Below are 13,120 nucleotides of genomic sequence, written 5' to 3' on the forward strand. Positions count from 1 at the left end.
CGAATACAAACTCTCTCTAACAAACATAAAAGAAGAAAACACAGAAATCTATCTCGACTACTACAAGGCAAGCGACAAAGGCTTTGCCCTCCAAAAAGAATACTCAACAAAAATCCCTTACCAAGAAAAACTAGACCTAGACCTACCAGCTTCCTACATCCTAAAACTAACAGTAAGAAGCAAGGTAAACAAAAAAGATACGAGCATAGAAAAATACGCTATAAACTCCAGAGAAGTTAAAAGCCCACGCTTCGTAAAAGAAGAAGATTCAGATGTTAGCAAGTATGCCTTAAAAAAATTTCCCTATATTAAGGGCTTTAATTTTTTTGTGATAAATTCTAGATCAAGTAAGCTAGTTTGGGAGATTGATGAAATATATAGGAACTTTACTTGGAATTATTCTTTCGAGCCTGATGTAGACATACAGATAAAGGCAGATGATGTAGATATTAGAACTGGCGATAGGAGGATAAATATTTCTATTAGTCCTAAGCTAAAAACAGATTCATCTTATGCGAGTAGGCAAGATTACTTAGTCGAAGATGGAGAATTTACTTTTCCATTAACGAGATATCTTGAATTCGTTAAGCTTAGGGCAAAGATAGGGGATGAAATTTTGACCCCTTCCATAGAAATAAATCCCCTTATAAAGGCTGCCACTTTAAAACTTACTAATATTAATCTAAAAGAGGGAGATAAATTAAATATAAGCTTTATCGTAAGATTGAAAAACCCTAGGAGGGAAGAAGGCTGGAAAGTATGGGTTAATGATGACATAGTATTTAAAACTTCTAGTAATGTTTATAGAATCACAGATAGGATACATACTAAGAAGATTAGGAATACGCAAATTCCAATAGATGATGACTACACTCTTGTTGCAAACTTCGTATATAAAAATTTTAAGGATGGTAATGAAGATTCTACACCGCCTCCAAGTGTGGGCGATACAGGAAGTATAAGTCTTCAAATTAAAGGGACTGATGGCAAATGGATTGATGTAGATCCTTCTTTTTCTGCCAAATATAGGGGGCCTGTGACATTTGATAAGCTCAAGTCGAATCTTGAATATAGGCTCAAATACAAAGTTTATGAGAAGCTCGCAAAAGAATGGGGAACAGATCAAGTAAGAATTATTCCCTTTGATATCAAAAAAGCGGATAGAAAAACTAAAAGCCTAACAGTGGATATAGTAAATGGAAATGTACTTGGTATTTTTAATAATAATAAGTTAGGTTTTAAGATTCCCCTAAGGATTAGCAAGGTTAATGAAAAGGGCTTGCCATTAAATGGTTCGAGATTTCATGCTAGAAAGATTATAAATGGAGAACCTCTTCTTATGCTAGATGAACAAGGAAAGCCAACTGGTGAACAATACTATCCCAAATACTACAAGGAGAAATTTGACGCTAGCTCACAAGCAAGTTCCAAGCCAGGCGATAACTACTTTAGAGGACTAAGCCCTGGAATTTATGAACTCTGGGAAGAAAAGACTCCGGATGAAAGCTATATAAAACCGTTAGATGAGGACGGCAAGGCTTTGAGATGGTATTTCAAAGTCCAAGCTAGAAAAGATAGGAATGGCAAGGAAAAAAAACCATCAGATGATAATTATCTGGAGATTGAATTTGATTTTGACCATAAATTTAAAGAAAGTGATGCTTGGAATACAGATTATCCAGAGGCTGATAGGGAAAAACTAATTGGAAAAACCATAAAGGGTATAGGAAGGGCTAGGAAAGATAAGGATAGAAAATTTTACAAATATATTGAAATTGTATCTGATGATGGACGTTCTAAACCAGCTGAGCCAGATTTACCCTACAAGAAGATTGATGAGCTTAGGGTAAGAAATTATAGGAAGAAGGCTAGGCTAAAGTTTTTCAAAATAGACGGAAAAAGCCACAAAAATATTAAAGATGCTGAGTTTACTTTAAGAAAGATTCAAAGTGAAGAAGTCGAAAAAGACGGCAAAAAAGTTGTCGAAGTTAAAGTTGATGCTAATAACAAACCGTTCTATGAATCAGTAAAAACGATAGATGAAGATAGAAGAGAGTCTACTGATGACAAGGTTAAAGAATATGCCCTAGCTAAATCAAGCGAAAATCTTGGTGTCGAATTTACGGGCATAGAAGAAGGGACTTATATCCTTGAAGAAGTAAGGGCAGCTGATGGCTACAAGCTAAGGGATTTTTTCTTAACCATAAGCTTTAGTCAAGACCAAGACGGTTCGTGGAAAGAACTTGTCAAGGGCTACAAGAAAGATGAGAATGGTAAATACATAGAAATGGATGAATCGGATGGCTTCTTTAATGTAGATAGGCAAGGAAACTTAGTAAGCATTGCCAACGAAAAGGAAAATATCGACTTCAAATTCAGAAAGCTATCAGACCAAAAAGATGAAGTAGGGGAGCAAATTCCCCTAAAGGGTGCAGGCTTTGTTTTAAAAAAAGTTAGGGATTCAATGAATGCCAATGCCAAAGCCTATGAATATTACGAAGATGACCTTGACGCTAAGGCTAAGGGGGCTTTGAAGAAATACTCTCATAATGGAGAAGCAATCGAATTTTATAAGTCGGGTTTGGTTCGAAAATTGAGCGATGCTTGTAAAGTCTATGATTTTGATGAAGCTGGGCAATTAATTAAACTTGATGGAAAAGATGCCAGTGAGAAAGATAAAAAAGATATAAGGGATAAACTTATACAAAAAGACTTAGGAGCAGCTACGATGGGAAAATACTACCAAACAGCTTCTTCCCAAGCTGATGGTAGTGTAAGCTTTAGCGATTTAGGAGAAGGTATCTATGAACTTATTGAAAATCAAATACCCACCGCTTACCTTGGTGCCAATAGACAATATTCATGGATTTTTAAGGTTGAGAAGAAAGATAAGGGGCTAGAAATAAAACATGACCTTAAAGTAGAAAAAGACTACTACCGACAATTTCCTAAGCTAGATTCCCAAATATCCTACAAGGAAGCCTATACTGATAATTCAAATGTTAAGGAGTCTTTGAATGATAAATTTTCCTACGAGATAACAAATACCAAGCTAAACAAAGACGAAAAGCCCATAGATGGGACAGAAAATGAAAACCAAGCTTTTAGCTATCCGTCTACAGGAGGACTTGGCACAAGCCCAGCCTTTACTATAATAGGACTAGCTATGATGACAGCAGGAGCGATTTACTTGGCAAGAAAGAAATTATAAAGAAAAAACTAGGAGTTTTCCTTCTGGAAATTCTCCTAGTTTTTTTAGAATAAGGTACTGTCGTGAGTTTCATCTCTCTTTTTGCCGAAGCCTAGCTTGCCTAAGATTAGTCCAAGGATGAAACAGACTAGGGATGGCAAGAACCATGTGAAGCCGAATTGAGCGAGGGGTAGGTTTTTGATTGCAGCTACTAGACCTCCTAGGCCAAAACTTTTGCCGAAGGTTTCGATTATTGCTGTGATTATTACCCCAGCTGCCATTAGGATGTAGGCCATATTGTAAGGCACTCTCTTTTCGAAGGACATATAAAATACTAGGGCTATGATTAGGGGATAGCCTATGTATAATACAGGAACTGCAAGGTTTATGATGGCATCTACTCCTAGGGATGATAGGAGGAAGCTTGATATTGTAACGAAAATAACAGTGTAATCGTATTTGATTTTGCCATTACTTAATTCTTCGATGAAATTACCTGCTGATGAGGTTAGGCCAACTGCTGTTGTAAGACAGGCTAGGCTTACTGCAAAGCTTAGGGCTATCTTTCCAAAGTTACCTAAAAGAAGGTCGACAAGTTTGATTAGAATTTCTACACGAGAATCATTCATACCAAAGATTGAGCTTGCACTAGCTCCAAGATATGTTAATCCGCCATAAACTATAGCAAGGGCTATAGAAGCAACAATGCCTACTGAGATTATGAAGCTTCTTCTTTCTTCTTTGCTAACTTTGCCATAACCCTTTCTCAATAAATCAGCTACTACTATTCCTGCAAAAAGGGGTGAGGCAAAGGCATCGAGGGTTTGATAGCCTTCGTAGAATCCTTTTACGAAAAATCCTTTTTTGATTTCTGTTTGGACAGGCGTGCCAATAGGAGTAATAATCGCCTTTACTATTAGTACAAAGAGGAAAAATAAGAGGGCGGGAGTTATGTACTTGCCTATAATTGTAACTACGTTACTTTCCCTATATGAAAGTGCGAAGGTTATTGCAAAAAATACGAAAGTTACAAGCCAGATTGAAACATTTGGTAGAAATGGCTTGAAGCCGACTTCATAAGTTGTCGCTGCTGTTCTTGGAATCGCAAAGGCAGGGCCAATACAAATTATTGCAGCAAGGGTTAGAATTTTAGAAAATCTTGGGCCTACACGTTTGCCTATATCGACCGCACGACCACCAGCCAAAGCTGTTATAAATACTGTTAAAATTGGAATGACAGGGTCCGCCAATAGAAAGCCTATCATAGTAGAAAGCCAACCGCTACCGGTGATTACTCCTAAATAGGGAGGGAAAATCAAATTTCCAGCACCAAAAAAAATAGCGAAAAGCGCTAATCCACTGACAAGAATGTCTTGTTTTCTTTTGTTCAAATTACTCTCCTTTATATTTATTCAAAACGGTGTAGTATTTATTATACCATCAAAATCTGAATGTACACTAGTAAATTACATTATTTTAACAAAAAATTTTTATTATTGCAGGAAAAAGGATTTAGGAGGATCTTAAGAAAATAAAAAATTATTGTTTAGAAAAATATAGATTTATTTGACATAGGATTTACTAGCTACAAATTTTCTGGCCTTTGAATTTAGGTTTTGCCCCTGTGGATTTGCATTAACTTATATTTAGAATAAATATTCGTAAATATAGCTAAAGATTTATAAAACAATAAAGGATAAAGTTTCTTTAAATTGCATATATATATCGATAAAAATACATAAAAAGTTGTTGCCATTATTGGCTAGTGCTATAATGATTTTGTTATTATTAAGACAAAGGGGCTGTTGCAGAATGAATAAATCGTCCCAATATCATTAGAAGAACCTCCAAGGAAAGTCTCACCTTGCCGACGGGCTAAATGCCTCCATCATCCGGAAGGCACTAATATGCCCACCGGCAAGGAGAGGCAAAAATTCCTAAGAGAACTTTCTAATGATGGGACGATGATTATTCATAATTCTGCAACAGCCCCTTTTTGGATGTAGGAAATTATTTATTAGGAAGAATGGCCTTGATTTAAGGCTCCATCGACGTTAGTTTGCAGATTAGAGCTTGAGATTTCCATCTCGCAAGGACTCGATTAAGCTCTGCCATTAATTTGCTTCGTTAATTGTGGGCAGACCATTAGAAATGACAGGGAAATACCATAGTGAGACAATAGAGTGGCGATTGCCATGCATCCTTAATGGAATGTTATAGGGAGCAATGAGATAATTTATTATAAGGGCCGACGCAAACGACGTAAAACCGACGCAAATTTTTGCGTCGGTTTTGTCTTTTTCTATATTTTCTTTTTTAGGATTCTCATTGCCCAAAGAATTGATATTATTGAGACTCCTACATCTCCAAATACTGCTAGCCACATATTTGCTAAGCCTAGGAGGCCTAGGATTAGGATTATGATTTTTATTAGCATTATGAAGATTACGTTTTGTTTTACTGTTGAGTTGGTTAGTTTTGCGATTTTCATTAGTTTTGCCATTTGCGAAAATTCACCATTTGCTATTAGGATATCGGAGGATTCTATGGCGAGATCTGATGCAGTTTCTCCCATGGATATGCCTACGTTGGCATTTTTTAGGACGGGTGCATCATTTATTCCATCTCCTACAAAGACAGTTGTTTCTCCTTGGTCTTGGTAGGATTTCATTATCCTAAGTTTTTCATCTGGCATTATTTCTGCATAGTAGTTTGTAAGATTGAGTTTTTTTGATGTCTCTGCTACAGCTTGGCGGCTATCGCCTGATACTATGGCGATTTCCTTGAAGTCTTCTTTTAGAGCCTTTATTGTTTCCTCACTTCTATCCTTGATGTCATCTTCTATATAGATGCTTGCTTGAAGTTTTTCGTCTACGGCAAGGTAGATGGCTCTTTCGTTTTTGTCTGAAAGACCAAGGTACTTATTAGATCCTACCTTGATTGTTTTTCCATCTTTGCTCTTTGCCACAAGACCCAGACCTTTTTCATTCTTGATTTCTAGGAAGAGGTCTTTTTCTTTTCTGTCTAGTTCATCTACAATGGCTTTTGCTATAGGGTGAGTGGACATGTTTTCTATGTTGTAGAGATAGTCGAGGATTTCTTCTTCTTTTAGGCCTTTTTCGATTTTGATTTCTTTTATTTTAAATTTACCTGTGGTAAGGGTTCCTGTCTTATCTGTTAGGAGGACATCTGCCTTGCCGAGACTTTCGAAGTATTGGCTGCCCTTAACTAGGATGCCATTTTTGCTTGCTAGTCCAAGTCCCGACATAAAGGATAGGGGAACTGATAATACTAGGGCACATGGGCAGGATAGGACTAGGAAGGTTGCTGCACGAAGAAAATAGTCTTGCCAGCTTCCGCCCAAAAATAGGGGAGGAATTATAGCAACAGCTAGGGCGAGACCCACTACTATCGGTGTGTAAACTCTTGCAAAGCGGGAGATGAATTTCTCGCTGTTAGATTTGCTTGAGGCTGAGTCTTCTATTAACTCCATAATCTTGGCTGCTACTGAGTCATCAAATTCTTTTTCGGCACGAATTTTGATTATTCCTTCTACTACTAGTGAAGAGGATATGGCTTCATCGCCTACTTCTACGGCTACTGGCATTGATTCGCCTGTAACTGATGATGTATCGAGGATAGCAGATCCTTCTATGACCTTGCCATCTACGCCGATTTTTTCACCATCACGAACGAGGATTATATCTCCTATTTCTATATCATCTAGGTCGACTTCTTCTGTTGAGCCATCAGGAAGAACTTTGTTAGCTATCTCTGGCACTAGGTCAAGAAGATTCTTGATGTTATCTCTTGATCTTTGGGTTGCTATTTCTTCGAAAAGTTCACCAAATGAGTAAAAGAGAATAACTGCGACTGCCTCTATGTATTCACCTATAATAAAGGCTGTAATAGTAGCAAGGGCCATGAGGAAGTTCTCATCTAGGGCCGAGCCCTTTTTTATACCTTGAAAGGCCTTATATATTACTTCTTTAGAAGCTAGGAGGTAGAGGATAAGAAAAGCCCACATCCTAAAACGTCCCAAAAAGTAAAACTTGCTCATAGCTTGAAGAAAGACTGTCAATAGGGCAAGGGCTATAAGTTTTAGGAAGGTGTCCCTATGCTTATCTGTAATATTGTTAAACATTTTTCCCTACCTCAAAAGGAGTTTGCAACCTGGCTCGATCCTATCTGCTATTTCATTAACTTTTGCCAAAATTTCATTTGCCATATTGTCATCTGCTATTTCTATTTTTGCTTTTTCAGTTAGGAATGATAGGCTTGCATCTATAACGCCTTCGATTTTTTTGATTTCGTTTTCTATTTTGTTGCCGCAGTTGGCACAGTCTAATCCTTGGATTTTTAATTTCATTTTCATAATTTACTCCTCTATATGTTCTAAACCTGTTTTTATAATTATTTTTACGTGATTGTCTGCTAATTCGTAGATGATGGACTTGCCATCTCTTTCACCTTTTACTAGGTTGGTCTCTTTGAGATATTTTAGTTGGTGGGAAATAGCTGATTGGCTCATGTCGATAGCTTCTGCTATGTCTCCTACGCTCATTGGTCCATCAAAGAGCCTGTACATTATCTTCATCCTTGTCGAATCTGAGAAGACTTTGAATAAGTCTGCTAAGTCGATTAGGGTGGTGTCGTCTATGTTTTTTAGTGAATTTCCCATGAGCCTCCTTTCATATGAATAGCTGTTCATATGAGTATTATATCATATATAAAAGCGATGTCAATAGGCTTATTGAATTTTTTATGAAAGTTGTCAAAAGGCTAGATGGATTGAAATGTAAAAGATTTTCAGTATATTTATATAGCAAGAAAGACGGATTTATATAAAAAGGAATCTTATATGAAATTTAATTTACAATCAAATTATAAGCCTAGAGGCGATCAGCCTATAGCTATAGATAAATTAACAAAGGGCATAGAGGATGGCAAGCATCACCAAATCCTAAGAGGGGTTACAGGTTCGGGTAAGACTTTTACCATGGCTAACATCATCCAAAATGTCCAAAGACCTACTTTGGTCCTTGCCCACAACAAGACCCTAGCCTACCAGCTTTTTACGGAGTTTAAGGAGTTTTTTCCAGACAATGCTGTAGAGTATTTTGTTTCTTATTACGATTACTACCAACCAGAAGCCTATGTTGCAGCTACTGATACCTACATAGCCAAGGATTCATCTATAAATGATGAGATTGACAAGATGAGGCATTCTGCGACTATGGCTCTTTTTGAAAGACGAGATGTTATAATAGTTGCTAGTGTGTCTTGTATTTACGGTTTGGGAGATCCTATAGAGTACCAAAAGCTTGTAGTTTCTCTAAGGCCTAGTCAGGAGATTAGCCCAGAGGATGTTATGAGGAAGCTAATTGATGTCCAATATGTTAGAAATGATGTGGATTTTTCTCGTGGAACTTTTAGGCGTAGGGGGGATATACTCGACATTTTCCCAGCTGGTTTTGATCAAAAGGCTATTAGGATAGAGTTTTTTGGAGATGAGATTGACGAGATAAGCGAGTTTGACGCTCTTACAGGTAAGGTTACTGCAAAAATTAGCCACGCCTATATTTATCCTGCCAGCCACTATGCAACTTCAAGTGAAAAGACCGAAAAGGCGATTGTTTCTATAGAAGAAGAGTTAGAAGAAAGACTTTTTGAACTTAATAGGGAAAATAAGCTTCTTGAAGCCCAAAGGCTTGAGCAAAGGACCAAGTATGATATAGAGATGCTTAGGGAGATTGGTTTTTGTTCAGGAATTGAGAATTATTCAAGACATTTAAGCCAAAGACCAGCAGGGTCTAGGCCTTATACTCTTATAGATTATTTCCCAGAAGACTTTATCCTTATGGTTGACGAATCCCACGTTTCTATTCCTCAAGTAGGGGGAATGTATGAGGGGGATAGATCCCGTAAGCAAAACTTGGTCGACTATGGCTTTAGGCTTCCTTCAGCCCTAGACAACAGACCCCTAAAGTTTTTTGAGTTTGAAGATTTAATCAAGCAAGCAATCTATGTTTCAGCAACACCTGGCCCTTATGAGTTGGAAAAGACCCATGGTCAGATGGTCGATCAGATTATAAGACCTACCGGCCTACTAGATCCATTAATCGAGGTAAGGCCAACCAAAAATCAGATTGATGATCTTATAGAAGAAGTTCACAAGACTATAGAGAAAAAGGAAAGAGTCCTTGTTACTACCCTTACCAAGAAGATGGCAGAAGACCTTACGACCTATCTTACAGAAAATGGCATCAAGGTTAGGTATCTTCATTCTGATATTAAGACTATCGAAAGAAGTGAGATTATTAGAGAGCTTCGCCTAGGAGAGTTTGACGTATTAGTTGGAATTAACCTCCTTCGTGAGGGACTAGATATACCAGAAGTATCTCTTATAGCAATTCTTGATGCGGACAAGGAGGGCTTCCTTCGTTCAGAAACTTCTCTTATCCAAACCATAGGTAGGGCTGCGAGAAACTCTGAGGGCAGGGTAATCATGTATGCTGACACTATTACCAAGTCCATGAAAAAGGCTATAGACGAAACTGAACGCCGTAGGAAGATTCAAGAGGACTTTAACAAGGTCCATGGCATAGTTCCAACTACAATTAAGAAAAATATTGCTGAAATCATCCAAATCACCAAGAAGAAGGAAGAAGAGGAGATTGAAGAGTTTAGCAAGGACGATATAGAAACAATATTAATCAACATGGAAAGCGAGATGTATAAGGCAGCTGAGGAGCTAGACTTTGAGCGTGCAGCAGCCCTTCGTGATCAGATTAAGGCTATGAAAGATAATTTTACAGGAGTGATTAATTGACAGAGATTAAAATAAAGGGAGCGAGGACTAACAATCTAAAAAATGTAGATATAAACTTGCCAAGGGATAAGATGATTGTCTTTACCGGTCTTTCTGGCTCAGGCAAGTCTACCCTCGCCTTTGATACTATATATGCAGAAGGACAGAGACGTTATGTAGAAAGTCTTTCCTCCTATGCTAGGCAATTTTTGGGGAATTTGGATAAGCCTGATGTGGATTCGATCGAAGGTCTTTCCCCATCCATATCCATTGACCAAAAGACGACTAATAGAAATCCAAGGTCTACTGTAGCGACAGTTACAGAAATCTATGATTATTATAGGCTTCTCTATGCCAGAGTAGGAGATGCCTATTGCCCAGTTTGTGGCAAGGCTATTGAGGCCCAGACCATAGATCAGATGGTTGATAGGGTAAAATCTTTAGCTGATAGAACTAGGATTCAAATTCTTGCTCCGGTTATTAGGGCTAAAAAGGGAACTCACAAGAAGGCCCTCGAAAATATCCAAAAGGACGGCTATGTGAGAGTTGTTATAGATGGAGAAAAGTACGAACTTTCAGATGAAATTGAGCTTTCCAAGACCAAGAAGCACGACATATCGGTAGTAGTCGATAGGATTGTAATTAAAGAAGGAATTGAGGCAAGACTAGCTGATTCTATAGAGACTGCCTTGGCTCTTTCTGACGGACTTGTGATAATTGATGTGATAGACGGAGAAGATATTCTCCTTTCATCAAAACTTGCTTGCCCAGAAGGTCATATAAGCCTTCCTGAGCTTACACCCAATATGTTCTCCTTCAATGCTCCAATAGGGATGTGTTCTGATTGCAATGGTTTGGGCTTTCATTTGCAAATCGATCCAGACCTAGTCTTGCCAGATCACAAGCTATCCATAAATGAGGGAGCTGTGGATTGCTATGCTACATCAACTAAGGGTTCTTACTATTATGAAATTATAAGAGCCATAGCAGACCATTACAAATTCCCTCACGATAAGCCGATAAAGGATGCTCCAAAGAAAATGATAGAGGATATCCTCCACGGGACAAAATACGACCTATCCTTTGTTTTTGACAGTCATTATTCTGGAAGCAAGAGATATACGGGACCTTTTGAGGGAGTAATTAAAAACCTCTACGACCGTTATCAAAGAACTAATTCTGATGTCCAAAAGAAGAAGTTTAGAGAGTATATGTCAGAAGAAGAATGTGAGACTTGTCACGGAGATAGGCTAAAGCCAGAGGTGCTTGCAATAAAAGTAGGAGATAAAAATATATCAGAACTAAGCAAGCTATCTGTTGAAAAATCGGTTGAATTTTTTGAAAATCTAAAACTCAGCCCGATGAAGGAAAAAATTGCCGAGCTTATTATAAAAGAAATCAAGGCGAGACTTTCCTTTTTAAAAGACGTAGGTCTAACTTATCTTACCCTAAACAGGGCGGCTGCCACCCTTTCTGGTGGAGAAAGCCAAAGAATAAGACTTGCCACCCAAATAGGTTCGGGCCTTGTGGGAGTTTGCTATGTCCTAGATGAGCCTTCCATAGGACTTCATCAAAGAGATAATGACAAGCTTATCAAAGCTTTGAGAAATCTAACTGATATTGGCAACACCCTAATCATAGTTGAACATGACGAAGACACTATGAAGGAAGCTGATTATATAGTTGATATTGGTCCTGCCGCAGGCATCCATGGTGGAGAGATTGTAGCTAAGGGTAGCCTAGAAGACATAATGAAGGCTAAAAATTCCATAACAGGAGCTTATCTTGCAGGCAGGAAGAAAATCCCAGTACCTAAAGAACGCAGGAAGAGCGATTCTTATATAGAAATAAAAGGAGCAGCTGCCAACAATCTAAAAAATATTGACGTAAAAATCCCTCTAGGAGTCCTAACAACAGTAACAGGAGTTTCTGGATCGGGCAAGTCTTCACTTGTAAATGAAATCCTCTATAAGGCTGCGACAAAAAAGATTAACAAGAGCAAAGTCAGAGCAGGCAAACACGAAGATATCCTAGGACTTGAAAAAATCGATAAGGTTATAGCAATCGACCAATCACCAATAGGAAGAACTCCACGTTCAAATCCAGCCACCTACACTAAGGTCTTTGATGCAATTAGAGATGTCTTTGCCATGACCAACGAGGCTAAGATGAAAGGCTACGATAAGGGAAGATTTTCCTTTAATGTAAAAGGAGGAAGGTGTGAAGCTTGTAAGGGAGATGGAACAATCAAGGTAGACATGATGTTTCTGCCAGATGTTTACGTTCCTTGCGAAGTCTGCCATGGTAAAAGATACAACAGGGAAACCCTCGAAGTCAAATACAAGGGTAAGGACATATCAGAAGTCCTCGATATGACTGTGGAAGAGGGGATAGAATTTTTCCAAAACCACCCAAGTATTGTAAGAAAACTTCAAACCCTCTATGATGTAGGACTTGGCTATATAAAAATCGGTCAGCCTTCCACAGAACTTTCTGGAGGAGAGGCCCAGAGGGTAAAGCTTGCGACAGAACTTGCCAAAGTATCGACGGGAAAGACCCTCTACATCCTAGATGAGCCAACAACAGGCCTTCATATGGCAGATGTCCACAAGCTAATAGAAGTCCTCAACAGACTAGTAGATCAAGATAACACAGTTGTAGTAATTGAACACAATCTAGATGTAATTAAAGTCTCCGACTATCTAATAGACCTAGGTCCAGAAGGAGGAGACGGAGGAGGAAGGCTAGTAGCAAGCGGAAGCCCAGAAGAAATAGCAAAAGTGGAAGAATCATATACAGGTCAATACCTAAAAAAGATTCTATAAGAGATTTATAAAGCCTAAGCGAAAGCTTGGGCTTTTGTAGTAGAGCAAGCAGAAAAACTACCGTCGAGGAGATATTCGACCGCCTTGTCATCCTGAGGAGCCTAGCGACGTGAGGATTTCTCCCCCACCTGTCATCCTGAGGAAGAAGCTTTGCTTCTGACGTGAGGATCTTTTTCTTTGACGTCTTATTGTTACTTGGCTCTTAGATTTACTAATCAGATTCCTCGTCGAAATCTACGATTTCTCTGTCGGAATGACATTATCATGTCATCCTGAGGAGCCTAGCGACGTTAG

General features: G+C 38.4%; 7 protein-coding genes. 3 read left to right on the plus strand and 4 right to left on the minus strand.

Translation table 11 applies throughout. The features are described from left to right. Nucleotides 1-3,211, plus strand: a 3,211-nt coding sequence (locus HMPREF0077_RS05405) for an LPXTG cell wall anchor domain-containing protein (protein WP_004836969.1), incomplete at its 5' end; no start/stop codon positions are given. A gap of 44 nt (nucleotides 3,212-3,255) precedes the next feature. Here HMPREF0077_RS05405 and brnQ read toward each other — a convergent pair. The 4 genes from brnQ to HMPREF0077_RS05425 form a co-directional block, all read right to left on the minus strand. Next, complete coding sequence (gene brnQ / locus HMPREF0077_RS05410; RefSeq protein ID WP_004836970.1) at nucleotides 3,256-4,581, minus strand: branched-chain amino acid transport system II carrier protein; 1,326 nt, start codon at nucleotides 4,579-4,581, stop codon at nucleotides 3,256-3,258. A gap of 911 nt (nucleotides 4,582-5,492) precedes the next feature. Next, nucleotides 5,493-7,334: a heavy metal translocating P-type ATPase gene (locus HMPREF0077_RS05415; RefSeq protein ID WP_004836971.1), complete on the minus strand. Its 1,842-nt coding sequence runs from the start codon at nucleotides 7,332-7,334 to the stop codon at nucleotides 5,493-5,495. Between the two features lie 6 nt (nucleotides 7,335-7,340). Then, entirely contained in the window at nucleotides 7,341-7,565 is a 225-nt protein-coding gene (locus tag HMPREF0077_RS05420; RefSeq protein WP_004836972.1) for a cation transporter, read from the minus strand. A 3-nt stretch (nucleotides 7,566-7,568) separates the two neighbouring features. Continuing rightward, on the minus strand, nucleotides 7,569-7,871 hold the full coding sequence (locus tag HMPREF0077_RS05425; RefSeq protein ID WP_004836973.1) for an ArsR/SmtB family transcription factor: 303 nt from the start codon (nucleotides 7,869-7,871) through the stop codon (nucleotides 7,569-7,571). 180 nt (nucleotides 7,872-8,051) lie between these two features. On the opposite strand from HMPREF0077_RS05425, the gene uvrB reads away from it, so the two are divergent. Both uvrB and uvrA read left to right on the plus strand, forming a co-directional pair. Continuing rightward, the gene (gene uvrB / locus HMPREF0077_RS05430; protein ID WP_004836975.1) at nucleotides 8,052-10,022 is read left to right on the plus strand and encodes an excinuclease ABC subunit UvrB; all 1,971 of its coding nucleotides are present in this window, start codon (nucleotides 8,052-8,054) and stop codon (nucleotides 10,020-10,022) included. Continuing rightward, nucleotides 10,019-12,826, plus strand: a complete 2,808-nt coding sequence (gene uvrA / locus HMPREF0077_RS05435) for an excinuclease ABC subunit UvrA (protein ID WP_004836976.1) — start codon at nucleotides 10,019-10,021, stop codon at nucleotides 12,824-12,826. The genes uvrB and uvrA overlap by 4 nt, the downstream gene beginning before the upstream one ends. Nucleotides 12,827-13,120 lie beyond the last annotated feature (294 nt).

The sequence above is a fragment of the Anaerococcus tetradius ATCC 35098 genome (assembly GCF_000159095.1).
Lineage (GTDB): Bacteria > Bacillota > Clostridia > Tissierellales > Peptoniphilaceae > Anaerococcus > Anaerococcus tetradius.

Bases quoted from the DNA above. Each gene is read 5' to 3' on its own strand.
- uvrB (WP_004836975.1), top strand. From the start codon at position 8,052: ATGAAATTTAATTTACAATCAAATTATAAGCCTAGAGGCGATCAGCCT.
- HMPREF0077_RS05415 (WP_004836971.1), bottom strand. From the start codon at position 7,334: ATGTTTAACAATATTACAGATAAGCATAGGGACACCTTCCTAAAACTT.
- HMPREF0077_RS05425 (WP_004836973.1), bottom strand. From the start codon at position 7,871: ATGGGAAATTCACTAAAAAACATAGACGACACCACCCTAATCGACTTA.
- HMPREF0077_RS05420 (WP_004836972.1), bottom strand. From the start codon at position 7,565: ATGAAAATGAAATTAAAAATCCAAGGATTAGACTGTGCCAACTGCGGC.